Origin of the sequence: Flavobacterium sp. DSR3-2, from assembly GCF_049896525.1 — a bacterium.
GTDB lineage: Bacteria > Bacteroidota > Bacteroidia > Flavobacteriales > Flavobacteriaceae > Flavobacterium.
Map to the genome: position 1 here is coordinate 53,429 of NZ_JAFCUM010000002.1, position 26,644 is coordinate 80,072.

The window sequence follows — 26,644 nt, forward strand, 5'->3', positions numbered from 1 at the left end:
AACACCGCTATTTTTTCTAATTGAATTTAAAATTACTCTTTCTCTCTTCCAAAACGTTCAAACATTTTGATGTACGTGTTGAAAGTGATTTTATGCTTATTGTAAAAATCTAAATCTCCATTTTCTTTCATGGCTTGCAAAAGGCTTCTATAACGCTCGATATCGATTATTATAGGAGTTGCAATACTACTTTGCTCGGAAGATTTAAGTTTACCGTAATAGTTGAGGTTTTCTTGATACTTACCGATTAGTTTTTCCAGCAATTGTCGTGCTTTTACTTTTTCATCAATTTTATAATAACCACCAGCAAAAGGTTCTAAGAGAGAGTAATAACCGAAATATTCCAAAGGCATTTTTTTCATAGCCAAATCAATTATGACTTTTGCTTTGTCTTTTTTGCCTTCAATAATCAGTTGATTCATTAATCTTGAAAGGTATGAACGATAATTAATACTGTTTTTTCTTGTTTCAGGATCGTGGTATATGGTTTTGCTTTCGCTGTTTCCCCAATCCCATTTCATTACTTTATCATACATTTTATCGGAGTCTATTTGTCCCATTTCAAGCGGGCCTCCATCTTTAGGAATAATTGTTCTTATCGGTACTAATTTGTATACCATTCCTTCCAGTTGAAGATACTCTTTCATCCAGATGTAATCTTCGTCATCAAATGCGCCTCCGCTAAAATAAATAGGTCGTTTCCAATTGTTATTGGCAACAATATCCAGCATCATTAATCTGTTTTTGTACAAAGCATTTTTACTTATATCCAAATCAATATAGGGAACTATAGAATCATTGTATTTGGCAGAAACTACTTTATTTTGCATAATGATGTTTTTGTCAATTGGAATTCTAATTTTATTCGTAGGATAAAAATGAATGGTTTGTCCGTTTTGCATTTCAACCGTTGATTTTGGATTTTTTATAAAATCAATAAAATCTTTTATATCCCAACGGGTTTCCACTTTTGGAATATGTGCCACATAATCCAATTTATCTCCCACATACTGATCGTGTGTAAATGAAATAGGTAATGGATCTGACTCGTATGTTTTGGTTTTCATCTGATCGATATACCAATCCGTCATGAATAAACTAGTATTTACAATTTTGACATCCGTTCTTACTTTTTCAATTTCTTGGGCGTACCAAAGCGGAAAAGTGTCGTTATCACCAATGGTAAATAAAATAGCATTAGGATCACAAGAAGTAAGGTATGCTTTTGCCATGGCTACAGCAGTAGATTTTCCTGAACGATCATGGTCATCCCAGTTTTGAGCAGCCATTAATACAGGAGCAGCCAGTAAACTGGCGCAGATAATTATTGGGCCGGCAATTTTTGGAGCTAAATATTTTTGGATGCTTTCGTATAATGCATAAACTCCAAAACCAATCCAGATGGCAAACACGTAAAAAGAGCCAACTAACGCATAATCCCGTTCTCGTGGTTCAAAAGGTCTTTCGTTCAAGTATATTTTTAATGCTATTCCAGTAAAAAGAAATAAAGCCAGCAGAACGTAAAAACTTTTTAAATCCTTATTGGCGTGGTACATTAAACCTATTAAACCAAGAATAAACGGTAAAAAGAAATAGACATTTCTACCCTTGTTGTTCAATACATCTGATGGTAAATTTTCTTGACTGCCCAAGTGTAATTCGTCTATAAATGAAATTCCGCTAAGCCAATTCCCGTCTAAGTAATCGTACCTTCCCTGAACATCATTCTGACGACCAACGAAATTCCACATTAAATACCTCCAATACATATAGCCAAATTGGTATTCAACCATAAAGCCAATATTATCAACGGTTGTTGGTTTGTCAACCAATAAATAATCACCGTAACTTTTTAGAAATTTAATGTAACCTTCGTTGTCAATTTGTTTTTGAGAGTAAGCTTGTCTGAATTCGTTGACGATTTTTTCGGTTTCATTTTTCAGTTGCGCGATCGCTTTATTATATTCTTCTTCACTAAGTTGGCTAGGGTCAATCCCATATTTGGCCAGATCGTCTTCGTACGAATAATTAGGATTTAATCTGAACTCTGGCGGATTTGTGAAATTCATGTAATTTTCAATATGATCGCCACTCCACATTCTTGGTAAAATAGTTTTGTGGTTGTCATCCGTATTTTGTTCGGCATTTTTGAAATTATTGACAATAACATATTTCCCTGTTTTGTAATCTCTTTCATAATTGGGGGCTTTGTCCAGATAAGGATTGTCGTCGTCTAAACCTGAAAAAGCTTCGGTGTATTGAGGACCGTAAAACAATGGGTTAACACCGTATTGCTCTCTGTTATAGTACGCAAGAACTTCACGAGCATCAGAAGGTTTGTTTTCGTTAATAACGGTGTTGGCGTTGGCACGAATTGGTAACATTGTCCAAGTAGAAAATCCGATTAGGATAAAAAGAACACAGAGAATTAAAGTGTTGTAATTTGCAAGACCTTTATTGTTGGTGTATTTTAATCCAAAATAAAACAGCGCAGCCAGCAAAACAGTGACTAATATAGTTCCGGAGTCAAACGGTAATCCCAAGCTATTCACCATAAAAACTTCGGTTTTACCAAAGAATCCCATGGTCATAGGAAGAAGTAATTTGAATATAAAAAGTAAAATAGCGATTACTACCACGTTTGCAATAAGGAAACTTTTAACCGTAACAACTTGATAGTTTTTGAAAAAGTATAAAAATCCAATTGCAGGGATTGTTAATAAAGCCATGAAATGAACACCAAACGATAGTCCAACAACAAGTGAAATGATTAATAACCATTTATTTCCTCTTGGTTTGTTCATGTCCTGTTCCCAGCGTAATCCGAGCCAAAATAATAACGCAATAAATAAGGAAGCCATGGCGTAAACTTCGGCCTCGACTGCGTTATACCAAAAACTATCAGAAAAAGTATACGCCAAAGCGCCTACAAGCGAGCTTCCTAAGATTACAATTTCATTGTTTCTGTTTAATTCTGAAAATCGGGAAACTAATTTTTTTAAGATCATCGAGGAAGACCAAAATAGGAATAAAATGGTAAAAGCACTCGAAAACACGGACATCATATTCACCATTAAGGCAATTTTAGTTTCATCGGCAGCAAACATGGCGAAGAAAGCACCAATCATCTGGTATAAAGGAGCTCCTGGTGGGTGGCCAACTTCTAATTTGGCCGCTGTGGCAATGTATTCGCCGCAATCCCAAAAACTCATGGTGGGCTCAACTGTCAGCGTATAGGTCAATAATGCGATTCCAAATGTAAGCCAACCAATAATTGTATTCCATTTATTAAAATTGAATGCTGCTTTATCCATGTACTAAAGTTTAATTTAATTGTAAGTCACAAAGAAAATGTTTTTTTGTTTAACCTGCATAGCATTAACACTATTTTCTGGAAAAGTAATGTAATTGAATAACGTGTTGACTATGAATCTTTTTCGTTTGTTTTTTAAATTAAATTTAATTTTAGAAAAATATTTTTTGATAAAAAGACGAAAAAAGTTTGCGCAAACTAAAAATTAGTATAAATTTGCACTCGCTTAACAGCAATACTGGTCTATGGTGTAATGGTAACACAACTGTTTTTGGTGCAGTCTTTCAAGGTTCGAGTCCTTGTAGACCAACAAAAAAACTTCTCATAATTTGAGAGGTTTTTTTTTATTTTTATTTTTAAACAGAAGTGTCTACTTAATACTTTGTTCCTTGATTTATCAATTTTAGGATTGATTATTTATTACAGTTCAAATTTCACATCCATCAGATTTTAAAAGTAATTACAGGTTTTGTGGTGTGATTCACTAAGTCTTCACTTATGCTTCCGTTAAAAAAATGTGCCAATCCGGTTCTGCCATGAGTGCAAAGACCAATTAAATCTGCATCAACAGTCTTTGAAAAATTGGAAATACCACTTTCAATATTGGCATCATTAAAAATATGTAAAGAGTAGTTTTTTATATCATAGTTTTCGATAAATTCTTTCATTGTTTTTTCAGCAGTAACAGTAGCCTTAAAGCTATTTGGGGTGCAAATCATCACTAACAACAGGTTTGAATCAAAAATTTCAACGAATTCAATCATTTTTTTGAAAGGTTTTTTGATTTCTGTTGAAAAATCAGATGCAAATACAATGTTTTTAAATTTTATTTCGCCAACATCTTTTTTTATAACTAAAACTGGAACTTCGGAGAGGCGCACCACTTTTTCGGTATTAGAACCAATAAGTGTTTCTTCGATTCCGGAAGTTCCGTGAGATCCCATAACAATTAAGTCAATCTTGTTTTTCTTGTTGAACGATAAAATTCCGTCAAATGCTCTTTCAAATTGAATAGTAGTATTTATAGAGAGTCCGTTTAAAAAGGGTTGTTCGGTTATTTTTTGCAGGGTTTCATTCGCTTTTTTAATGAATAACATTACTTCAGGAATACTGCCGCCATTTTTCATGGCGTCACTCATTTGGTTTGGTAGTTCTAATAAATGTAGTAAAAAGATCTCGCATTTGTTCTTTTTTGCGATTATGGCAGCTGCTTTTAGAGCGTTTTCAGCATGTTCGGAAAAATCGATTGGGACTAAAATGCGTTTCATAATTAAGAAGTGTTAAATTATGTTAATAACTGCTATTTTGTTACGCTAATAAAGGTAAGAAATTATTTTACAGCAATCGATTATTTTAGTTTACAAAAAAAACACTATATTTGCACCATTATTTATTAAAATCTAGATAATGAGGGGACTAAATGTCCCCTCTTTTTATAAAAATATGACATTTAAAGAAAAAGTAAATTCGTTATTGGCGGAATGCCTTTTAGAAAAGCCATCAATTTTTTTGATAGACCTTATTATTACTGATGCTTTCAAGGTTATTGTGACTTTAGATGGGGATAATGGAGTATCACTTCAGGACTGTATCGATGTAAGCCGTTTTATAGATAATGAATTGGATCGCGAAGAGCAGGATTACTCTTTAGAAGTAGCGTCGGTAGGAGTAGGTTCACCATTGAAATTAATAAGACAATACAAGAAAAATATAGGACGCACATTGATTTTGAAGACTGGGGCAGAATTAATTGAAGCAGAATTAGTGGAAGCTAATGATGATTTTGTAGTTTTGTCATGGAAAGCAAGAGAGCCGAAAAAAATAGGTAAAGGAAAGGAAACAGTTCAAAAAGAACTACAACTTCATTACGGAGACATTAAAGAAGCAATTGTTACAGTAACATTTTAATTAAAGAATTCGCATGGAAAATTTAGCATTAATCGATTCATTCTCAGAGTTTAAAGATGATAAACTTATTGATCGTGTAACGCTTATGGCAATTTTAGAAGATGTATTTAGAAATGCATTGAAGAAAAAATACGGTTCAGATGATAATTTCGATATCATTATAAATCCTGATAAGGGAGATATGGAGATATGGCAGAGAAGAGTAATCGTTGCGGATGAAGACTTAGATTTTGACCATCTTGAGATTACTTTAACTGAAGCTAGAAAAATTGAGCCTGATTTTGAAATTGGTGAAGAAGTTTCCGAAGAAGTAAAATTAATTGATTTAGGGAGAAGAGCAATTTTAGCTTTACGTCAGAATTTGATTTCTAAAATTCATGAACATGATAATACAAATCTTTACAAACAATTTAAAGATTTAATAGGCGATATTTATACTGCTGAAGTGCACCACGTGCGCCCAAGAGTTGTGATTTTGGTTGATGATGAAGGAAATGAAATCATTTTACCTAAAGAAAAACAAATACCTTCTGACTTTTTCCGCAAAGGAGATAATGTTAGAGGAATAATAGAAAGCGTTGAATTAAAAGGAAATAAGCCTCAAATTATTATGTCTAGAACTTCTGAGAAGTTTTTGGAAAAATTGTTTGAACAAGAAATTCCTGAGGTATTTGACGGTTTAATTATGGTTAAAAAAGTGGTAAGGATACCTGGTGAGAAAGCAAAAGTAGCCGTAGATTCTTATGACGACAGAATTGATCCTGTTGGAGCTTGTGTAGGTATGAAAGGGTCTCGTATTCACGGAATTGTTCGGGAATTAGGAAACGAAAATATCGATGTTATCAATTATACCAGCAACATACAGTTGTTTATTACAAGGGCATTAAGTCCTGCAAAAGTGTCTTCTATTAAAATTAATGAAGATACAAAAAGAGCAGAAGTTTTCTTGAAACTGGAAGAGGTTTCAAAAGCTATTGGTCGTGGTGGGCATAACATTAAATTAGCAGGTTTATTAACTGGCTATGAGTTAGATGTTATTCGTGAAGGAGATGTTGCAGGTGCTACAGCTGATGAGGATGATGTTGAATTAACAGAGTTTTCGGATGAAATTGAAGACTGGGTTATTGAAGAGTTTGCAAAAATTGGTTTAGATACAGCAAAGAGTATCTTAAAACAAGATGTAGAAGATTTAGTAAGAAGAACAGATCTGGAAGAGGAAACAATTCTGGATGTAATGAGAATATTGAAAGAAGAATTTGACAGTTAGTCAATGCGTCTTCAACGATAAACATGCCACTTTACAATTAATTCTTGCTCGGTAGGTATCGAGTTGGGAGTAAAGTGAGGAATAACAAAAAAGGTAATAATAAAAAGGTTTTATGTCTGAAGAGAGAATTATTAGAATAAACAAAGTTTTAAGGGAATTGAATATTTCTTTAGAAAGAGCTGTGGATTATCTAAAAGATAAGGGGATTGCTATTGAAGCAAATCCAAACGCAAAAATTTCTGATGATGTATACAATGTCTTGTGCGGTCAGTTTGCTGGTGACAAGGGGAATAAAGAAGCTTCAAAAGAAGTTGGCGAAGAGAAAAGAAAAGAAAAAGAAGCTTTGCGTTTAGAACGAGAAAAAGAAATTGAAGACAAACGTAAGCTAGAGGAAGATCGTCTGAAGCAACAAGAGGTTATAAAAGCGAGAGCGGTAATAGCTGCTCCTGTTCAAGTTGGTAAGATTGATCTTAATCGTAAGAAACCTTCAATAGTACCGCCTGTAAAAGCTGTTGAAAAAGTGGAGGCTCCGGTTGTTAAGATCGCTGAGGTAAAAGCTGTTCAAAAAGAAGTTTCAGCTGAAAAACCTTCAGCAGAAAAACCTTTGGAAGAAAAAGTTGTTACAGACAAAAAAGAGGTGAAACCTGTTGTTGGAATTAAAGAGGTGAAAACAGAGGCCGTAAAAGAAGTCGCTGCGGAACCAAAAGTTGTTGCGAAAACCGAAGCAGTTAAAGTTGATGAAGCTCCTGTTGATGAAACCATCACAACGCAATATCAAAAACTATCGGGAACTACTTTAACTGGTCAAATAATTGATTTATCGCAATTCAATAAACCAAAAAAGAAAAAAGAAGAACCAAAAATCACTCCGAATAAACCGGGTGCTCTAGGTTCAGCTGCAGCCAATGCAAATAAAAACAAGCGTAAAAGGATTGCTCCCAAACCAGGTGCTCCAAGACCGCCTGCAGTACCAGGAGTTCCTGGTGCGCCAAATCCTAACAAGATTACACCCAATGTAGGTGGCGGTGGATTCAACGCAAACAGAAGTGCAAGACCTGGTTTTGTAAAAGGAAACAGACCTGCAATTGTTGCAAAAGTTGAGCCTACTGAGGAAGAAGTTAAAAATCAAATTAGAGAGACTTTAGAGAAACTACAAGGTAAAGGTGGTAAATCTAAAGCGGCTAAATATAGAAGAGACAAAAGAGATACGCACCGTCAGAAGTCTGATGATGAACAAAGAGCGATTGACGAAGGAAGTAAAACTATAAAGGTTACTGAATTTGTTACAGTTGGTGAAATTGCCATCATGATGGATGTGCCAATTACTAAAGTTATTGGTACGTGTATGTCACTTGGAATCATGGTTACCATGAACCAACGTCTTGATGCAGAAACCTTGACTATCGTTGCTGATGAATTTGGTTATGAAGTTGAATTTATCACTGTAGACATCGAAGAAGCAATTCAGGTTGTTGAAGACAGAGAAGAAGATTTAGTTTTCAGAGCTCCAATTGTAACCGTAATGGGTCACGTCGATCACGGTAAAACATCGTTACTGGATTACATTCGTAAAGAAAATGTCATTGCAGGTGAGTCTGGAGGAATCACACAGCATATTGGTGCCTACGGAGTAACTTTGGATAACGGACAAAAAATCGCATTCTTAGATACACCGGGTCACGAAGCGTTTACTGCGATGCGTGCGCGTGGTGCTCAAGTCACAGATATTGCTATTATTGTGATTGCTGCTGATGATGACATTATGCCGCAAACCAAAGAAGCAATTAGCCATGCTCAAGCTGCTGGAGTTCCAATCATTTTTGCTATCAATAAAATTGATAAGCCAAATGCTAATCCTGAAAAAGTAAAAGAAAGATTAGCAGGTATGAATTTACTTGTAGAAGATTGGGGTGGAAAAATTCAATCTCATGATATTTCTGCGAAAGTGGGAACAGGCGTGAAAGAATTATTAGAAAAAGTATTATTAGAAGCGGAACTTTTAGATTTGAAAGCAAATCCAAATAAAGCGGCTTCTGGAACTGTTGTTGAGGCTTTCCTTGACAAGGGAAAAGGATATGTTAGTACAATATTAGTTCAAAACGGAACATTGAAAATTGGAGATTATATGTTGGCGGGTAAGCATCATGGTAAAATTAAGGCCATGCATGATGAAAGAGGGAACATTGTAACTGTTGCGGGTCCTTCGACTCCGGTTTCAGTTCTTGGTCTTGATGGAGCAGCAACTGCGGGTGATAAGTTCAATATTTTTGAAGACGAAAAAGAAGCGAAACAAATTGCTTCAAAACGTTCTCAGTTGATGCGTGAACAATCCGTACGTACACAACGTCATATTACGTTAGATGAAATTGGACGTAGAATTGCATTGGGTCAATTTAAAGAATTAAACATTATCCTTAAAGGAGATGTGGATGGTTCTGTTGAAGCCTTATCTGATTCATTCTCTAAATTATCTACTGAAGAAATTCAAATTAATATTATCCACAAAGGTGTTGGAGCAATTACTGAAACTGACGTAATGTTAGCTTCTGCTTCAGATGCAATTATTATTGGATTTAATGTTCGTCCTGCTGGAAATGCAAGACAATTAGCAGACAAAGAGGAAATCGATATCCGTTACTACTCTATCATCTATGCTGCTATTGATGACTTGAAAGATGCCATGGAAGGAATGTTAGCTCCGGAAATGAAAGAAGAAATTCTGGGTACAGCTGAGATCAGAGAGATATTTAAAATCTCTAAAGTAGGTTCAATTGCCGGAAGTATGGTAATGGATGGTAAAATTGTTAAGAACGCCAAAATGAGAATCATCAGAGATGGTGTGGTAGTCTTTACCGGAGAGCTTTTAGCATTGAAGCGATTTAAAGATGACGTGCGAGAAGTTGCCAAAGGTTACGATTGTGGTATTCAAGTAAAAGGATATAATGACATCGAAGAAAGAGATGTTATTGAATCGTACCATGAAGTTGCTATCAAAAAGAAGTTGAAATAAAATTTCATTATAATAAAACTAAAATCCCGAGCAATCGGGATTTTTTTTATTTTTATAACTTACTTAAAAATTTAGCCATGAATAAATTACTTATATTATTTTTTATTGCAGTCTGCACTGTTGCGTTTTCTCAAAATAAAATGGAATATCATAAAATATCTTTAAAAGATAAAAATGATAAAGTTTCAGAATTTAATTTTTATGTCGAAAATGTTTACGATGGTAGACAGTTTAAAGAAAATATTGGAACCGTTCAAAAAGGAGGATTCAACAGAAAAGTTTTAGCGAATTTTGAAAATCCAATAATAGATGAATTTTCGGGTTACCTTGCTATTGTTTGTCCAAAAGAAAAAAATAAGTCTGAAATCTCTATTCGTATTAATGAATTATATGTTTCTGAACTTACTCGAGCAATGTCTGAAACAGGATATGCGACTTTAGTCGTCGATATTATTGAGCCTAAAGAAGGGATTGACTATATCGTAGGGACATATGCCGCTTCGGCAGAAAGTAGTGGTATGGATGTTACTAATAAACACGATGAAAGATTGAAAAAAGTTTTGCAGGAATGTTTAACTAATTATATGAAAACGAGCGATAATGATAAGACTTCTATAGTTTTTGATATTGATCAGAATATTAAAAGTAAAACACTTGATGCGGTTCCGTCTAAGGGTGTTTATTTGACCTACGTCGACGTTTTAAATAATAATCCGCTTAACGATAGTAATTTTGAAATGACGAGCAAAAATGAGCGATTTTATTTGCTTAATAAAACGACTAAATCGAAAGAGTTGAATTATTACGGATTCAGTGATGGAAACGTTTTTTATGTAAATGTATCAAAGTATGCAAACGCAAAATATTATGCGAAAACCGAAATAATTGGAAGTAGATATTACGTAGAAAATGTGGTTTATAATACCAATAATGTTGTTGCTATGGGCGCAATGTTCGGGCTAATTGGTGTAGTCATTGCTTCCGCGACAAGTAGCTCTTCAGTGCCAATGCTTATTGATTGTTATTCTGGTCAGCCTTCTTTTTTATCAAATAATGAAATGAAAGCAATGCTGGTGCCATATCCAGTACTCTTCAAAGATTTTAAAAACAGCAAGAAAAGCAGTTCGGATATAAAAACTATTCTTAAAAAATATTATCAAGAAACAATAGCTCATTAATAAAAAAGATACCTGATTTGAACTGCAGCAAAATTTTAAACAAATTCATGAATAATATGATTTTGATAAGCTCGATATTTTATCGGGCTCATTTTGTTAAAATTTAATATAATTGATATTGTTTTATATTAGATTGTACATTTATTTATCTCAATTATTAATTAATCTAACTCGGTTTATCTTTACAATAAAACACACCCATGTAAGTATTTTATAAAAGAAGTTTGAACTTATACAACATAAGTAATCTTTTTTACTATCCATACTTTGTGAAATCCCTAGCGAGGATATATCGTCAATCTTAAGTAATTTGTAAACGGTGTCAGTTGACAAATTCAAACAAAAAATGAATTTCCTTACTTTGCTTAATTTAAGGTGAAATGGTGCGTAATTATCTTTGGATTTTAGCTTAAAAGGATAGGCAAAAAGCAAAAAAAAGCAACTCTAGACGTGTTGCTTTTTTGCTTGCTGCTACCTTCCAATATCCATTGAAAATTGCAATTTATAAGAAATATAATTTTTAGCTTACAGGTTTTATCAAATGCACATTAGTGTATCTTTTTCTAATTTCGATTAGGTTTCTTTCAGCTTCAATTCGTGTTTTAAAATTTCCAATCCAAACTTTGTAAATGGGAGTGAAAAAGATAATGGTGCCATCTAAGTCGCTGAATTCTTGTCTAAATTGATTCAACGTGTTTTTAGCTTTATCACTTTCACCACTGAAAATTTGAATTTTATATCGGTCATTTTCTGCAGTAGAAATATTTGTTTTTCGCTTTTCGTTTAATAATTGTTCGAATTTGGAATCTTGTTTTATTGTAATATTTCCACCTTGTGCACTTGCGCTGAGGCTTGAAATACATATTGTAATAAAGATAAAAAAGGCTTTTTGAATGGCTAAAATTCTCATAATGTGATTGTTTTTGTGCAAAAGTAATATTTAAGGAATGATGCTAAACGTCAAATGTTATTTAGAATAGATATAAATTGAAATTAAGACTATTTTAAGGTTTTGAGAACAGTTCTTAAGTCGTATTTTTGTCCAAGTTTTAAAATAAAGGAGCAGTTTTTACAATTCATTTAGAAAAAACTGTGCCAAATTTTAGTAGATAATCTTTATACTATATGAAAAAGGTGGGTAACCATAATTCGATCACAAGGAAATTATTTCTGGGCTTAGCCTCATCGGTAATTTTCTCTTTAACTTCATTTGCTCAAGAAGCTGCTCCTGCGGTGACTGATGCAGCTGCGGCCCCTGCCGCGGTAACTGGTGGAGATGCTGTAAAAGGTAAAGAATTGTTCAATGCAAATTGTGCTGCATGCCATAAATTAGATGCTAAAGCTACAGGTCCTGCTCTAAGAGGTATAGCTGGTAAATATGATATGCCATGGCTTTACAAGTGGATTAAAAACAGTTCTGACTTGATTAAGTCTGGAGATGCTCAGGCTGTAAAGGTTTATGAAGAAAATAACAAGGCAGTGATGTCGGCTTTTCCTCAGTTATCTAATGCTGATATTGATAATATCATTGCATACACGTCAGAGCCAAAAGCAGAAGCACCTGCAGCAGTTGCTGGTGGGACTGAAGCGGTTCCTGGTGCTGCCGTAGCAGACAATGGAATGTCTAATAACATTATCTTAGGTGCTCTAGCTCTTGTTATGATTATTTTGGTCGTAATGCTGTTCTTGGTGAATCAAGTTTTAACAAAAGTTGCTAAAGCTAATGGGATCGTTGTAGCTCCAAAAACACCAACAACTCCGATTTGGAAAGCATTTGCCAGAAATCAATTTCTGGTCCTAGTCACTTCGGTATTTTTGCTGTTGGCTGGTGCTTATTTTATTTATGGGTATCTAATGCAAATTGGTGTAGATCAGAATTACGCTCCGATCCAGCCAATCCATTATTCACATAGAATACATGCTGGAGACAATGAAATTAACTGTAAGTATTGCCATTCTGCGGCAAGAGTAAGTAAAAATGGTGGAATACCATCTTTGAATGTGTGCATGAATTGCCATAAAAATATTGCTGAAGTTGCCGAATCGACAGCTACACCGGAGTATAGCAAAGCTTTTTATGATGAACAAATTCAAAAATTGTATACAGCTGTTGGCTGGGATCAAACAACACAGACTTACACCGGTAAAACGCAACCAGTTAAGTGGGTTCGTATCCATAATTTGCCTGACTTCGTTTACTTCAACCACTCTCAACACGTAACTGTTGCTGGAATAGAATGTCAAACATGTCACGGTCCTGTTCAGGAGTATGAAATCCAAAAACAATTTGCTCCACTTACAATGAGTTGGTGTATTAATTGTCACAGAAAAACAGAGGTTAAGATGGAAGGTAATGAATATTACACAAAAATTCATGATGAACTTTCTAAGAAATATGGCGTAGACAAGTTGACTGCGGCACAAATGGGAGGTTTGGAATGTGGTAAATGCCACTATTAATCAAATTATTAAGATTTTAATATTTATATATGTCATCAAACAAAAAATACTGGAAAAGTGTTGAAGAACTAGACAAAAATAGTTCTATTGTTGAGACGCTTAGAAATAACGAATTTGTTGAAGAAATTCCTACTGATGAATTTTTAGGAAATAATGACGCTTTGTCATCTTCGTCAACATCACGTCGTGATTTTTTAAAGTACGTTGGTTTTAGTACTGCGGCAGCGACGCTTGCAGCTTGCGAAGGTCCTGTGAACAAGTCTATACCTTACGTTCTTCAGCCGGAACAAATCATCCCTGGAATTGCGGATTATTATGCAACTTCTGTTTTTGATGGATTTGATTTTGCTAATCTTTTAGTGAAAACTCGTGAAGGGCGTCCTATTAAAATAGACAATAACACTATTGCGGGAGCTAAGTTTAGTGCTAACGCAAGAATTCATGCTTCAATTCTTTCTTTGTATGATAGCATGCGTTTGAAAGAACCTAAAATTGAAGGTAAAAATTCAACTTGGTCTGCTGTTGATTCTAAAATTAAATCAAGCATAGCTGATGCAACTGCAAAAGGTGGTCAAGTAGTGCTTTTGACGAATACATTAGCCAGTCCGTCAACTGAAAAATTGATAGCTGAATTTATCGGTAAAAATCCAAATGCTAAACATATTGTTTATGATGCTATATCTGAATCTGCAGCATTAGATGCTTTCGAAACAGTGTATGGAGAAAGAGCTTTGGTTGATTATGATTTTTCTAAAGCTTCATTTATTGTTTCTGTTGGAGCTGATTTTCTTGGAGATTGGCAAGGTGGAAGTTATGATTCGGGTTATGCTAAAGGAAGAATTCCTAAGGCAGGCAAAATGTCTCGTCATTTCCAATTAGAAGCAAATATGACTTTGTCTGGTGCTGCTGCTGATAAGCGTTTGCCAATGTCTACTGCGAATCAAAAACAAGCATTAGTTCATATTTATAATATTGTAACGGGTTCTGCTGTTGCTGTAAGTTTAGAAGATAAATTTAAAGCAGAAGTTACAAAAGCGGCTCAACAGTTGAAAGCTGCTGGTTCAAAAGGAGTTTTAGTCTCTGGTATTCAAGATAAAAATGCTCAATTGTTAGTTTTGGCAATCAACCAAGTGCTGGCAAGTGAAGCTTTCAGTACTTCTGGAGTACGACAAATCAGAAAAGGTTCTGATGCAAAAGTTACACAGTTAGTCAATGATATGAAAGCGGGTAGTGTTCATACTTTGTTAATGAGTGGTGTTAATCCGGTGTATACTTTAGCAGATAGTGTTTCTTTTGTTGAAGGACTTAAAAAAGTAAAAACATCAGTGGCGTTTTCATTAAAAGAAGATGAAACGGCTTTAATAAGTACTATTGCTGCCGCTGTTCCTCATTATTTAGAATCATGGAATGATGTAAGTATCACAAAAGGTACTTATGGAATTACTCAGCCTACAATTCGTCCACTTTTTAATACAAAACAATTTCAAGATATATTGTTGTCATTGAATGGATCAACAGGAGCGTTTTATGATTACATTAAAGCTAATGCATCAACAATAATAGCTGGTTCCTCTTGGAATAAAGTGTTGCATGATGGTATTTACGTAGGAGCTGTTACAGGTTCTGCTGGTGGTTCTGCCGATTTTGCTGCTGCTGCAAATGCTTTGGCACAATCAAAAGCTGCTCAAGGATTAGAGCTTGTTTTATACACAAAAACAGGTATGGGAGACGGACAACAAGCCAATAACCCTTGGTTGCAAGAGTTTCCTGATCCAATTACTAGAGTTTCTTGGGATAATTATGTTACTGTTTCGAATGCAGATGCAAAGAAATATGAACTATCTAATGAAATTGTAGCAAACGGTGGTTTGAACGGAAGTTATGCCACTATTACTACTGCTGATGGACTTAAATTAGAAAATGTTCCGGTAATTGTTCAGCCAGGTCAAGCGGTTGGGACTATTGGTTTAGCATTAGGTTATGGTCGTAAAGCGGCTTTGAAAGAAGAAATGATGGTAGGTTTAAACGCTTACTCTTTATATAAAGGTTTTAATAATGTACAGTCTGTAACTTTGGCGAAAGCCGGAGGAGAACATGAGTTTGCTTGTGTTCAAGGTCAGAAAACATTAATGGGAAGAGGAGATATCATTAAAGAAACTTCTCTAGAAATTTTCAATACAAAAGATGCTCACGTTTGGAATGAACAACCAATGGTTTCATTGGATCACAAAGAAGTTGAGGCAACAAAAGTAGATTTATGGAGTTCTTTTGATCGTTCTGTAGGTCACCATTTTAATCTTTCAATTGATTTGAATGCTTGTACCGGTTGTGGCGCTTGTGTAATTGCATGCCATGCAGAAAATAACGTTCCTGTTGTTGGAAAATCAGAAGTAAGAAGAAGTCGTGATATGCACTGGTTGCGTATTGACAGATATTATTCTTCTGAAAGCACTTTTGAAGGCGATAACGAAAGAAAAGAAAACATTGCAGGTCTATCAAGTTCATTGTCTACATTTAATGAAATGGAAAAAGCGGGTGATAACCCACAGGTTTCTTTTCAACCGGTAATGTGCCAACATTGTAATCATGCGCCTTGTGAAACGGTTTGTCCAGTTGCTGCGACTTCACACTCTCGTCAAGGTCAAAATCACATGGCTTACAACAGATGTGTTGGAACGCGTTATTGCGCTAACAACTGTCCTTATAAAGTGCGTCGTTTTAACTGGTTTCTGTACAACAAAAACAGCGAATTTGATTATCACATGAATGATGATTTAGGACGTATGGTATTAAATCCAGATGTTAATGTTCGTTCTCGTGGAGTTATGGAAAAATGTTCAATGTGTATTCAAATGACCCAGGCGACAATTTTGAAAGCTAAAAACGATGGAAGAGCTATTGTTGATGGTGAATTTCAAACGGCATGTTCAAATGCTTGTTCTAATGGGGCAATGAAATTTGGCGATATAAATGATAAAGAAGGCGTAGTATCTAAATTAGCTACTGACGAAAGGATGTATCATTTATTGGAGCATGTTGGAACAAAACCAAATGTGATTTATCACGTTAAAGTTAGAAATACCTAGTACAAAAATAATTAATTAAGAATCAATATTAAGGATTATGTCGTCTCACTACGAAGCAACTATTAGAAAACCCTTAGTTATAGGTGATAAAACTTATCACGATGTAACTGTAGATGTAGCCGCGCCTGTGGAAGGTAAAGCAAACAAACATTGGTGGATTGTGTTTTCAATTGCATTAATAGCCTTCCTTTGGGGACTTGGCTGTATAATTTACACCGTATCTACAGGTATTGGAACATGGGGTTTAAATAAAACTGTTGGATGGGCTTGGGATATCACGAACTTTGTTTGGTGGGTTGGTATCGGTCACGCGGGAACTCTTATTTCCGCTGTATTATTACTTTTTCGTCAGCGTTGGAGAATGGCGATTAATCGTTCTGCAGAAGCAATGACAATTTTCTCTGTTATCCAGGCAGGTTTATTTCCAATCATCCACATGGGACGTCCATGGTTAGCGTATTGGGTTTTGCCAATTCCGAATCAATTTGGTTCTCTTTGGGTAAACTTTAACTCGCCATTACTTTGGGACGTGTTTGCAATTTCAACGTATCTGTCGGTTTCATTAGTCTTCTGGTGGACTGGATTATTACCTGATTTTGCGATGTTACGTGATAGAGCTATTACACCTTTTAACAAAAGAGTGTATTCTATATTAAGTTTTGGATGGAGCGGTAGAGCAAAAGACTGGCAACGTTTTGAAGAAGTATCTTTGGTACTCGCAGGTTTAGCTACTCCACTTGTACTATCTGTGCATACTATAGTATCGATGGATTTTGCTACATCTGTTATTCCAGGTTGGCATACTACAATTTTTCCGCCGTATTTCGTTGCAGGAGCTGTTTTCTCAGGATTTGCAATGGTAAATACCTTGCTGATTATCATGAGAAAAGTATCTAATTTAGAAGCTTACATAACAGTTCAACATATTGAATTGATGAATATCGTTATTATGATTACGGGTTCAATTGTTGGGGTTGCCTATATAACTGAATTATTTGTTGCATGGTATTCTGGTGTAGAATACGAACAATATGCGTTCTTAAACAGAGCTACAGGACCTTACTGGTGGGCCTATTGGTCAATGATGACATGTAATGTTTTTTCTCCACAGTTTATGTGGTTCAAAAAATTAAGAACAAGTATCATGTTTTCGTTTATTATTTCGATCGTTGTAAATATTGGAATGTGGTTTGAGAGATTTGTGATTATTGTAACTTCTTTACATAGAGATTATTTACCATCTTCGTGGACAATGTTTTCACCTACATTTGTCGACATTGGTATTTTCATTGGAACAATAGGTTTCTTTTTTGTATTGTTTTTATTATATTCACGAACGTTCCCTGTAATTGCGCAGGCAGAGGTAAAAACAATATTGAAAGGGACTGGAGATAATTACAAAAGAGCAAGAGAAGCAAATAAAGATTTACATCATGAGTAATAAAGTAATATACGCCATTTATAATGACGATGATATTTTGATGGATGCGGTGAAGAAAACCAGAGCTGCTCATCATCATATTGAAGAGGTTTTTACTCCATTTCCGGTTCACGGTTTGGACAAAGCGATGGGAATTGCACCGACAAGATTAGCGGTTTGCGCTTTTCTGTATGGTTGTGTTGGACTGGCGGTGGCTACAGCTATGATGAATTATATCATGATTCAAGACTGGCCGCAGGATATTGGTGGTAAGCCTAGTTTCAGTTACATTGAAAATATGCCGGCGTTCGTGCCGATTATGTTTGAACTTACTGTATTTTTTGCTGCCCATCTTATGGTTATTACTTTTTATATGAGGAGTAAATTATGGCCTTTTAAAGATGCGGAGAATCCAGATGTAAGAACTACGGATGACCATTTTTTAATGGAAGTTGCTGTAAATGATAATGAAGAAGAATTGATTTCTTTTTTTAAAAGTACCGGAGCTGTAGAAGTTAAAGTAATAGATAAGCATTAATATAGATATGAAAAGCGTATATAAAATAACACTTTTATTTGGTTTTACTATTTTAGTTTCATCATGCCATAATAATGCGGCACCAAACTATCAGTATTTTCCAAATATGTATGAATCAGTAGGGTATGAAACTTATGCTGAGTCGGATGCATTTAAAAATGGTAAAGAAGGACAACTTCCTGCTGAAGGAAGTTTAGATAGAGGTACTGAGCCGTTTGAATACGAAAATTCTACGGCAGGATATGAGTTGGCGAAAGCGAATCTTAAATCTCCACTAGATTCTTTAAGTAGAGACGCTGAAAAAGGCGCAGCGCTTTTTGAAATATATTGTATCAGTTGTCATGGTGCTTCTGGAAATGGTAAAGGAAAGCTTGTTGAAAGAGAGAAATTTCTGGGTGTTCCTAGTTATAAAGATAGAGTTATTACTGAAGGAAGTATTTTTCACGTAATAACTTATGGTTTAAATTCAATGGGTTCCCATGCGAACCAACTGAGTGCCCATGAACGTTGGTTAGTTACTGACTATGTTCTAAAACTAAAAAGCGAATTATAATTGTTGAACAAACTGATCGTAATAGATATGTATACATTTTCAAGTAAATTAAAAACTCTTTCTTTCATCTTAATGGCCATAGGTATATTAGGAATTGGATATGGTTTTTTAACTGCACCAAAAGATATTCAAGACGTTGAAAAACTTCTTGCAGCCGAGAGTCATGGTGGACATGGCGAAGCAAAACACGAAAGGGCTACTTCAGTCGAATCGTCGCATGAAGTTGCTGTTGGCCATGGTGAAGCAACTGAAGACATTAAAGTGGTGGAATCTACAACAGTAGTTAATCCAACTGTTGATTCGATGGCGGTTGACACAGCTAAAGCTATTGAAGAAACTCAAATTGAGTCGGTTGTAAAAAAGGACGGTCATGAAGTTAGTGAAGAGACTGAACACAAAGAACATTTGAATCATGTTTTGCACCAATTACAAAATAAACCATGGTCTGCTTTGTATGTTGCTTGTATATTCTTTATGCTTGTTTCATTAGGTGTTTTAGTTTTTTATGCAATTCAACAAGTAGCGCAGGCCGGTTGGTCTCCGGTCTTGTTCAGAGTTATGCAAGGTATAACGGCATATTTACCAGTAGGTTCAGTTATCTTTTTCGTAATTTTAATATTGTGTGGATTACATTTGAATCACATTTTTATATGGTTAGATCCTGAAGTTGTTGCGAATGATAAATTAATTGCGAACAAATCAAGTTATTTGAATTTTCCTTTTTGGATTGTCAGAGCTGCTATATTTTTGACGGGTTGGAGTTTATACCAATATTTTTCAAGAAAAAATTGTTTGGCGCAAGATGAGGCAAATGATGATCTTAATTATAAAAAGAACTTCAAGCTTTCGGCAATGTTTCTTGTATTTTTTATAGTATCTGAATCCATTATGTCTTGGGATTGGATAATGTCAATTGATCCGCACTGGTTTAGTACATTGTTTGGTTGGTATGTTTTTTCTAGCTTTTTTGTGAGTGCTATAACTACTATTGCTTTAGTTACTTTGTACTTGAAATCAAGAGGGTTTTTAGAGTATGTTAATACAAGTCATATTCATGATTTAGCGAAATTCATGTTTGGTTTTAGTGTTTTTTGGACCTATTTATGGTTTTCACAGTACATGTTGATATGGTACGCAAATATTCCTGAAGAGGTGACGTATTTTATTACCAGAATTGAATTGTACAATCTTCCATTTTTTGGTGCTGTTGCAATGAATTTTTTATTCCCTTTATTGATATTAATCAATACAGATTTTAAAAGAATTACTTGGGTATTAGTTATGGCTGGAGTTGTTATATTAGCTGGTCATTATATTGATTTCTTTAATATGATAATGCCGGGAACTGTAGGAGACCGATGGTTCATAGGTATATCAGAAATAGCATCCGTTCTTTTCTTCTTAGGATTATTTATATATATTGTTTTCACGGCATTAACTAAATCACCTTTGTTGGCAAAAAGAAATCCTTTTATTGAGGAAAGTAAACATTTTCATTATTAATATTTAATAAAAAAAACAGATGACAAGTTTGTTGGTAATTATAGTTTTAGTTTTATTAGCTGTTGCTTTATGGCAATTGACTAAAATATTCGATCTGACGCAAGTTGGTTCCAATTCAGATAGTTCGGAAGTAGCTACAGATAACGACAATAACGTTCAAGGTTATTTGATGTTCGGGTTTTTAGCTTTCATTTATATTTTTTCAATTTATGGATTGTTTAAATGGGGTCCTTTAGTTCTTCACACACCTGCTTCTGCGCATGGTGGTGAAGTAGATAACTTAATGAATATTACATGGGTTCTCATCTTTATAGTACAGGCTGTTACTCAAGTTTTATTGCATTACTTTGCTTTCAAATACAGGGGTAAAAAAGATCAAAAAGCGCTTTATTTTGCTGATAATAATAAGTTAGAAGCGATCTGGAGTGTTATTCCGGCGGTTGTTTTAGCAGGTTTGATTCTTTATGGACTTTTCGCTTGGACAAATATTATGTTTGTTGATGAAGATGAAGATACTATTGTTATAGAATTGTATGCACAACAGTTTAACTGGAAAGCAAGATATTCAGGCAATGATAATGTATTAGGTAAGGCTAATGTTAGATTTATTGAAGGAGCAAACGCTGTCGGAGTTGATTTAGCTGACCCATATTCACAAGATGATATTGTGGTAACTGAATTGCATATCCCTAAAGGTAAAAAAATTCTGTTTAAAATGCGTTCTCAAGATGTTTTGCATTCAGCGTACATGCCTCACTTTAGAGCTCAGATGAATTGTGTTCCAGGTATGGTTACTCAATTTGCTTTTGAACCTATTTATACAACAACAGAATACAGAGAATTACCTTTTATGGTAGAAAAAGTAGCTAACATTAATGCTTTGAGAACGAAGAAAAGTATTGATTTAGTTGCGAAGGGTGAAACCGCTTTAGATCCTTATACTTTTGACTACTTATTGCTTTGTAATAAAATTTGTGGGGCATCACATTATAACATGCAAATGAAAATTATTGTAGATACACCTGAAGACTATAAAGCATGGTTAAAAGATAAAGCTACTATCGTAAGCGAAGTAAAAGCTGCTTTGGCTGAACCTGCTACAACAGATGCAGGAACTGTTACCGATTCTACAAAAGGAAAAGATACTGCAGCGGCTGTCGTAACGGCTATGAAATAATTAACAAGAAAATTTAAAGTAAACATATATGTCAGCAGAAGGTCACGATCACACGATAGATCACGAACACGAACATCACCATAAAGACACTTTTATTACTAAATATATCTTTAGTATCGATCATAAAATGATTGCCAAGCAATACTTAATTACGGGTATTTTCATGGGGATTATTGGAGTTGGAATGTCTATGCTATTTAGAATGCAATTGGCATGGCCAGAAGAATCATTTAAGATTTTTAATATTCTACTTGGTGATAAATGGGCTCCAAACGGGGTAATGACAAATGATATTTACCTTTCATTGGTTACTATACATGGAACAATAATGGTGTTTTTTGTTCTTACAGCGGCTTTAAGTGGAACATTTAGTAACTTATTAATTCCGCTTCAAATTGGAGCAAGAGATATGGCATCAGGATTCATGAATATGATTTCCTATTGGTTATTCTTTTTATCAAGTGTTATAATGATAAGTTCATTATTCATTGAGTCAGGACCAGCGAATTCCGGATGGACAATTTATCCTCCTTTAAGTGCATTACCACAAGCAATATCTGGTTCAGGTTTAGGTATGACTTTATGGTTGATTTCTATGGCAATATTTATCGCTTCATCATTAATGGGATCGTTAAATTATGTTGTGACGGTTATTAATCTTAGAACAAAAGGAATGTCAATGACAAGGTTGCCACTTACGATTTGGGCTTTCTTTGTCACTGCTATTATTGGTATAGTTTCTTTTCCCGTTCTTCTATCGGCAGCTTTGTTGTTGATTTTTGATAGAAGTTTTGGAACTTCATTCTTCTTATCGGATATTTATATTGCTGGAGAAGTTTTACATTATCAAGGTGGTTCGCCAGTACTGTTCGAACACTTATTTTGGTTTTTAGGGCATCCGGAAGTATACATTGTTTTATTGCCAGCTTTAGGTATTACATCTGAAGTGATTGCGACAAACTCGCGAAAACCAATTTTTGGTTATAGAGCGATGATTATGTCAATAATCGCAATTGCGTTTCTATCGACTATTGTTTGGGGACACCATATGTTTGTCTCTGGAATGAATCCATTTTTAGGTTCAGTATTTACCTTTACAACTTTATTAATTGCTATTCCATCGGCAGTAAAAGCGTTTAATTACATAACCACATTGTGGAAAGGAAATTTACAATTGAATCCTGCTATGCTGTTTTCTATTGGATTAGTTTCTACATTTATTACAGGTGGTTTAACAGGAATTATTCTTGGGGATAGTACCTTGGACATCAATGTGCATGATACTTACTTTGTAGTAGCGCACTTTCACTTAGTAATGGGTATTTCTGCTCTTTATGGTATGTTTGCCGGAATCTATCACTGGTTCCCAAGAATGTTTGGAAGAATGTTAAACAAAAATCTTGGTTATGTACACTTTTGGGTCACTGCAATCTGTGCTTATGGAGTTTTCTTCCCAATGCACTTTATCGGATTAGCCGGTTTACCAAGACGTTATTATACAAACACGAACTTTCCGTTATTTGATGATTTGCAAAACGTGAATGTTTTGATTACAACATTTGCTTTAATTGGTGGGTCTTTTCAATTGGTTTTCTTGTACAATTTTTTCGTTAGTATTTTTTACGGTAAAAAATCTGTAATGAATCCATGGAAATCGAATACACTTGAGTGGACTGCTCCAGTAGAACACATTCACGGTAACTGGCCAGGTGAAATTCCTCATGTTTACCGTTGGCCTTATGACTACAGTAATCCAGCACACGATGTAGATTTTGTACCTCAAAACGTGCCAATGAAAGAAGGTGAAGAAGTTTTACACCACTAAAACATTATGATAAGCCTCTGCGAAAGTAGAGGCTTTTTTATGCTTTTTATTGTGTTTGCCAAAGTGTTATCCTTCCACACATCTACTTTTTAATTTTTAGAGCATTTAAAATTTAAAATTTAAAATTCAAATTTGCTTTGTTATCTTTGTTAGATGAATGAAAATTTAGATCCAACATCAAACGGTTATAATTCGGAAGAAATCGATCTTGAAAAAAAATTAAGACCACTTTCTTTTGATGATTTTGCAGGACAAGATCAAATATTAGAAAATTTGAAAGTTTTTGTTCAAGCGGCAAATCAGCGAAATGAAGCACTTGATCATACACTTTTTCATGGTCCTCCCGGTTTAGGAAAAACTACGTTAGCTAATATTCTTGCTAATGAATTACAAGTGGGTATCAAAATTACTTCTGGTCCAGTTTTAGACAAACCCGGAGATTTGGCAGGTTTGTTGACTAATCTTGAGGAAAGAGATGTTCTATTTATTGATGAAATTCATCGTTTGAGTCCGATTGTAGAAGAATATTTGTATTCCGCTATGGAGGATTTCAAAATTGATATTATGATTGAATCAGGACCAAATGCAAGAACAGTGCAAATTAATTTAAATCCATTTACATTAATTGGAGCCACTACACGTTCCGGTTTATTGACTGCTCCCATGAGAGCTCGTTTTGGAATTTCCTCCCGTTTACAATATTATACCACAGAGTTATTAACCACAATCGTGGAAAGAAGTGCTACCATATTTAAAATGCCAATATCTATGGAAGCAGCTATAGAAATTGCAGGTAGAAGCAGAGGGACTCCACGTATCGCTAATGCATTGTTGCGTCGTGTACGCGATTTTGCCCAGATCAAAGGAAATGGAACAATTGATATAGAAATTGCCCGATACGCCTTAAAAGCGCTTAATGTAGATGCTCATGGTCTGGATGAAATGGACAATAAAATCCTAACTACAATTATCGATAAATTTAAGGGCGGACCGGTTGGCTTGACTACTTTGGCGACAGCGGTGTCCGAAAGTAGCGAAACAATTGAAGAAGTTTACGAACCGTTTTTGATTCAGGAAGGATTTATTATGAGAACTCCTCGAGGTCGTGAAGTTACTGACAAGGCCTATAAACATTTGGGAAAATTAAAATCAAACGTTCAAGGCGGTTTATTCTAATTTTTAAGAGCTATTTCCTGCTATTCGCTATATCCGCGCAGAAAAAGCGCGGGATGCCGCTGCTATCAGGGCTAGGGAGTTCCATTTATCAACTTCTATTTTTTTTATTATCAACCACAAGACTACATACACGCAATTTATTAAATCCGAAGCGCAACGCCTCGGTTTTCTATCTTGTGGAATTTCCAAAGCCGGTTTCTTGGAGCAGGAAGCGCCACGTTTAGAAAACTGGTTAAATAATAACAGAAACGGTCAAATGTCTTTTATGGAAAACCACTTTGACAAGCGTCTAAATCCAACTTTATTGGTCGATGATGCCAAAAGTATCGTTTCACTGTTGCTTAATTATTACCCTGAAGAAGTACAATCCCGGAGCGTGGGAACTGATTCTTATAAAATTTCAAAGTATGCATATGGACAGGATTACCATTTTGTAATAAAGGAAAAGTTAAAAGAGTTTTTAATTTCCATTCAATCAACAATTGGAGAAGTCTCTGGACGTGTTTTTGTAGATTCCGCACCAGTACTCGATAAGGCTTGGGCTGCCAAAAGTGGCTTAGGCTGGATAGGCAAAAACAGTAATTTACTGACTCAGAAAGTTGGTTCTTTTTACTTTATTGCGGAACTCATCATCGATTTAGATTTAGATTATGATAACCCCACAACGGACCATTGTGGAACTTGTACCGCTTGCATTGACGCTTGTCCAACGGAAGCAATAATTTCACCTTATGTGGTCGACGGCAGTAAATGCATTTCCTATTTTACTATTGAATTAAAAGAAAATATTCCACAGGAAATGAAAGGTAGGTTTGATGATTGGGCTTTTGGTTGTGATGTTTGTCAGGATGTTTGTCCTTGGAACAAGTTTTCAAAACCACATAATGAACCTCTTTTTAACCCAAATCCAGAATTACTTTCGATGTCTAAGAAAGACTGGATCGAATTAACCGAAGAAACATTTAAAGTAATTTTTAAAAATTCGCCATTAAAGAGGGCAAAGTTTCAAGGCATGAAAAGAAATATAGATTTTTTAAAATAACTGTATCTTAAATTTTAATTTTAGTTGAAGATTTTCTAACGATAACCTTAGTTTCCAGTTCTATAGTTCTTGGAGTAAAAGGAATTCCTTCCTTATGGCAATTCATTTCTTCTAATAATAAATTAAAAGATTCAATTCCCATTTGATGACTGGGTTGATCTACAGTGCTTAATTTGGGAGTTAGCACTTGTGACATAAACCAATTACTAAAGCCAATTACTGCTACTTGTTCTGGTACATTGATTTTATTTTCATTGAAATAAGCCAGCGCGCCCACCGCAACTAAGTCCGTAATGGCAAAAACACCATCTACGTCAGGATGTTCAGTAATAATTTGTTTTGCAAAATTTCTTCCTTCTTCAAAAGTTACGTGTTCACAAGTATAAACTAATTTAGTATCAAAAGTAATGTTGTTACTTTCCAACGCTTTTTTATAGCCAATGTAACGGTCTATCGCGTTTTGAGGATTCAATGGTCCACGAATATGAGCGATTTTTTTGCAGCCATTATCAATTAAGTGCTGGACAGCATTAAAGGCTGCTTTCTGGTCATCAATTACCACTTTTGAGCATTTAGAAAGTTTAGCAATCTTGTCGAACATCACAAAAGGAATATTTCTACTAATAATTTCCTTGATATGATCATCATTGTTAGATTCATTCGAAAGTGACATAATTATGCCATCAACTCTCTTGTTAATGAGTAATTCTACTTGTTTTTTTTCCAAAGCTAAAGTTTCATTGGATTGTAAAATAATGACAAGATATCCGTTTTTTTGTGCTTCGTTAATAATGGCATTTACGACATTCGAAAAAAAGTGATGCACCACTTCAGGAATTATTAAACCGATAGTTTTTGACTCTTTTGTTCTCAAATTTACGGCAAAACTATTAGGGGTGTAATTTAGTTTCTGAGCAAGTTCGATTACCGAATTTTTAGTTTTTTTACTAACATCGGGATAATTTTTTAGCGCTTTTGAAACAGTAGTTATCGAAATTCCTAGTTTTGTTGCAATTTCTTTAAGAGTAATATCTTTCATGAATCGAATTTCTACGTATTTAATTTTGGAAAATAATTTGAGAAATGACTTTTTAAGTTTTCTGATGTTTACTAGAAACGACTTTTACTTTAAATATTCGTTACCAAGATATTAATTTTTATCTTAATTGTACTTTTTTTGTCAAAATA

General features: G+C 34.7%; 18 protein-coding genes and 1 tRNA gene. 15 read left to right on the forward strand and 4 right to left on the reverse strand.

Going from position 1 to position 26,644, the window contains the following annotated elements; translation table 11 throughout:
* Positions 1 to 32: 32 nt before the first annotated feature.
* Positions 33 to 3,314, reverse strand: coding sequence for a glycosyltransferase family 117 protein (locus tag ACP7AV_RS03875; RefSeq protein ID WP_426090840.1), 3,282 nt, complete (start codon positions 3,312 to 3,314; stop codon positions 33 to 35).
* A 238-nt stretch (positions 3,315 to 3,552) separates the two neighbouring features.
* Here ACP7AV_RS03875 and ACP7AV_RS03880 point away from each other — a divergent pair.
* Positions 3,553 to 3,623: transfer RNA gene (locus ACP7AV_RS03880), tRNA-Gln, on the forward strand.
* Between the two features lie 133 nt (positions 3,624 to 3,756).
* Here the strand turns inward: ACP7AV_RS03880 and ACP7AV_RS03885 are convergent.
* The gene (locus ACP7AV_RS03885; RefSeq protein WP_426090841.1) at positions 3,757 to 4,581 is read right to left on the reverse strand and encodes a universal stress protein; all 825 of its coding nucleotides are present in this window, start codon (positions 4,579 to 4,581) and stop codon (positions 3,757 to 3,759) included.
* A gap of 175 nt (positions 4,582 to 4,756) precedes the next feature.
* On the opposite strand from ACP7AV_RS03885, the gene rimP reads away from it, so the two are divergent.
* The 4 genes from rimP to ACP7AV_RS03905 all read left to right on the forward strand — a co-directional run bounded on the left by rimP (position 4,757) and on the right by ACP7AV_RS03905 (position 10,676).
* On the forward strand, positions 4,757 to 5,221 hold the full coding sequence (gene rimP / locus ACP7AV_RS03890) for a ribosome assembly cofactor RimP (protein ID WP_426090842.1): 465 nt from the start codon (positions 4,757 to 4,759) through the stop codon (positions 5,219 to 5,221).
* Positions 5,222 to 5,234: 13 nt separating this feature from the next.
* Positions 5,235 to 6,488, forward strand: a complete 1,254-nt coding sequence (gene nusA, locus ACP7AV_RS03895; RefSeq protein ID WP_282710868.1) for a transcription termination factor NusA — start codon at positions 5,235 to 5,237, stop codon at positions 6,486 to 6,488.
* Between the two features lie 112 nt (positions 6,489 to 6,600).
* Positions 6,601 to 9,498: a translation initiation factor IF-2 gene (gene infB / locus ACP7AV_RS03900; protein WP_426090843.1), complete on the forward strand. Its 2,898-nt coding sequence runs from the start codon at positions 6,601 to 6,603 to the stop codon at positions 9,496 to 9,498.
* 77 nt (positions 9,499 to 9,575) lie between these two features.
* A complete protein-coding gene (locus ACP7AV_RS03905) occupies positions 9,576 to 10,676 on the forward strand; it encodes a DUF6563 family protein (RefSeq protein WP_426090844.1) in 1,101 nt (366 codons plus the stop codon).
* Positions 10,677 to 11,196: 520 nt separating this feature from the next.
* On the opposite strand, the gene ACP7AV_RS03910 is transcribed toward ACP7AV_RS03905, so the two are convergent.
* The gene (locus ACP7AV_RS03910; protein ID WP_426062938.1) at positions 11,197 to 11,586 is read right to left on the reverse strand and encodes an SPOR domain-containing protein; all 390 of its coding nucleotides are present in this window, start codon (positions 11,584 to 11,586) and stop codon (positions 11,197 to 11,199) included.
* Between the two features lie 215 nt (positions 11,587 to 11,801).
* On the opposite strand from ACP7AV_RS03910, the gene ACP7AV_RS03915 reads away from it, so the two are divergent.
* The 10 genes from ACP7AV_RS03915 to queG all read left to right on the forward strand — a co-directional run bounded on the left by ACP7AV_RS03915 (position 11,802) and on the right by queG (position 25,456).
* Positions 11,802 to 13,136, forward strand: a complete 1,335-nt coding sequence (locus tag ACP7AV_RS03915) for a c-type cytochrome (RefSeq protein ID WP_426090845.1) — start codon at positions 11,802 to 11,804, stop codon at positions 13,134 to 13,136.
* 29 nt (positions 13,137 to 13,165) lie between these two features.
* The gene (locus tag ACP7AV_RS03920; RefSeq protein WP_426090846.1) at positions 13,166 to 16,222 is read left to right on the forward strand and encodes a TAT-variant-translocated molybdopterin oxidoreductase; all 3,057 of its coding nucleotides are present in this window, start codon (positions 13,166 to 13,168) and stop codon (positions 16,220 to 16,222) included.
* Between the two features lie 37 nt (positions 16,223 to 16,259).
* Positions 16,260 to 17,663: an NrfD/PsrC family molybdoenzyme membrane anchor subunit gene (gene nrfD, locus ACP7AV_RS03925; RefSeq protein WP_426090847.1), complete on the forward strand. Its 1,404-nt coding sequence runs from the start codon at positions 16,260 to 16,262 to the stop codon at positions 17,661 to 17,663.
* Positions 17,656 to 18,180: a DUF3341 domain-containing protein gene (locus ACP7AV_RS03930; protein ID WP_426090848.1), complete on the forward strand. Its 525-nt coding sequence runs from the start codon at positions 17,656 to 17,658 to the stop codon at positions 18,178 to 18,180. The genes nrfD and ACP7AV_RS03930 overlap by 8 nt, the downstream gene beginning before the upstream one ends.
* A 7-nt stretch (positions 18,181 to 18,187) precedes the next feature.
* Positions 18,188 to 18,733 (forward strand): c-type cytochrome, encoded by a 546-nt coding sequence (locus ACP7AV_RS03935; protein WP_426062943.1) that lies wholly within the window; start codon positions 18,188 to 18,190, stop codon positions 18,731 to 18,733.
* A gap of 27 nt (positions 18,734 to 18,760) precedes the next feature.
* Complete coding sequence (locus ACP7AV_RS03940) at positions 18,761 to 20,236, forward strand: quinol:cytochrome C oxidoreductase (protein ID WP_426090849.1); 1,476 nt, start codon at positions 18,761 to 18,763, stop codon at positions 20,234 to 20,236.
* 19 nt (positions 20,237 to 20,255) lie between these two features.
* On the forward strand, positions 20,256 to 21,413 hold the full coding sequence (locus ACP7AV_RS03945; protein ID WP_426062945.1) for a cytochrome c oxidase subunit II: 1,158 nt from the start codon (positions 20,256 to 20,258) through the stop codon (positions 21,411 to 21,413).
* A 28-nt stretch (positions 21,414 to 21,441) separates the two neighbouring features.
* Complete coding sequence (locus tag ACP7AV_RS03950) at positions 21,442 to 23,238, forward strand: cytochrome c oxidase subunit I (RefSeq protein WP_426090850.1); 1,797 nt, start codon at positions 21,442 to 21,444, stop codon at positions 23,236 to 23,238.
* 153 nt (positions 23,239 to 23,391) lie between these two features.
* Positions 23,392 to 24,414, forward strand: a complete 1,023-nt coding sequence (gene ruvB, locus ACP7AV_RS03955) for a Holliday junction branch migration DNA helicase RuvB (protein ID WP_426090851.1) — start codon at positions 23,392 to 23,394, stop codon at positions 24,412 to 24,414.
* A gap of 106 nt (positions 24,415 to 24,520) precedes the next feature.
* Positions 24,521 to 25,456, forward strand: coding sequence for a tRNA epoxyqueuosine(34) reductase QueG (gene queG / locus ACP7AV_RS03960; RefSeq protein ID WP_426091103.1), 936 nt, complete (start codon positions 24,521 to 24,523; stop codon positions 25,454 to 25,456).
* Positions 25,457 to 25,463: 7 nt separating this feature from the next.
* On the opposite strand, the gene ACP7AV_RS03965 is transcribed toward queG, so the two are convergent.
* Positions 25,464 to 26,495, reverse strand: a complete 1,032-nt coding sequence (locus ACP7AV_RS03965; RefSeq protein ID WP_426062948.1) for a LacI family DNA-binding transcriptional regulator — start codon at positions 26,493 to 26,495, stop codon at positions 25,464 to 25,466.
* Positions 26,496 to 26,644: the final 149 nt, after the last annotated feature.

Coding starts and splice junctions, on each gene's coding strand:
- ACP7AV_RS03875 (WP_426090840.1), bottom strand. CDS start 3,314: ATGGATAAAGCAGCATTCAATTTTAATAAATGGAATACAATTATTGGT.
- ACP7AV_RS03885 (WP_426090841.1), bottom strand. CDS start 4,581: ATGAAACGCATTTTAGTCCCAATCGATTTTTCCGAACATGCTGAAAAC.
- rimP (WP_426090842.1), top strand. CDS start 4,757: ATGACATTTAAAGAAAAAGTAAATTCGTTATTGGCGGAATGCCTTTTA.
- nusA (WP_282710868.1), top strand. CDS start 5,235: ATGGAAAATTTAGCATTAATCGATTCATTCTCAGAGTTTAAAGATGAT.
- infB (WP_426090843.1), top strand. CDS start 6,601: ATGTCTGAAGAGAGAATTATTAGAATAAACAAAGTTTTAAGGGAATTG.
- ACP7AV_RS03905 (WP_426090844.1), top strand. CDS start 9,576: ATGAATAAATTACTTATATTATTTTTTATTGCAGTCTGCACTGTTGCG.
- ACP7AV_RS03910 (WP_426062938.1), bottom strand. CDS start 11,586: ATGAGAATTTTAGCCATTCAAAAAGCCTTTTTTATCTTTATTACAATA.
- ACP7AV_RS03915 (WP_426090845.1), top strand. CDS start 11,802: ATGAAAAAGGTGGGTAACCATAATTCGATCACAAGGAAATTATTTCTG.
- ACP7AV_RS03920 (WP_426090846.1), top strand. CDS start 13,166: ATGTCATCAAACAAAAAATACTGGAAAAGTGTTGAAGAACTAGACAAA.
- nrfD (WP_426090847.1), top strand. CDS start 16,260: ATGTCGTCTCACTACGAAGCAACTATTAGAAAACCCTTAGTTATAGGT.
- ACP7AV_RS03930 (WP_426090848.1), top strand. CDS start 17,656: ATGAGTAATAAAGTAATATACGCCATTTATAATGACGATGATATTTTG.
- ACP7AV_RS03935 (WP_426062943.1), top strand. CDS start 18,188: ATGAAAAGCGTATATAAAATAACACTTTTATTTGGTTTTACTATTTTA.
- ACP7AV_RS03940 (WP_426090849.1), top strand. CDS start 18,761: ATGTATACATTTTCAAGTAAATTAAAAACTCTTTCTTTCATCTTAATG.
- ACP7AV_RS03945 (WP_426062945.1), top strand. CDS start 20,256: ATGACAAGTTTGTTGGTAATTATAGTTTTAGTTTTATTAGCTGTTGCT.
- ACP7AV_RS03950 (WP_426090850.1), top strand. CDS start 21,442: ATGTCAGCAGAAGGTCACGATCACACGATAGATCACGAACACGAACAT.
- ruvB (WP_426090851.1), top strand. CDS start 23,392: ATGAATGAAAATTTAGATCCAACATCAAACGGTTATAATTCGGAAGAA.
- ACP7AV_RS03965 (WP_426062948.1), bottom strand. CDS start 26,495: ATGAAAGATATTACTCTTAAAGAAATTGCAACAAAACTAGGAATTTCG.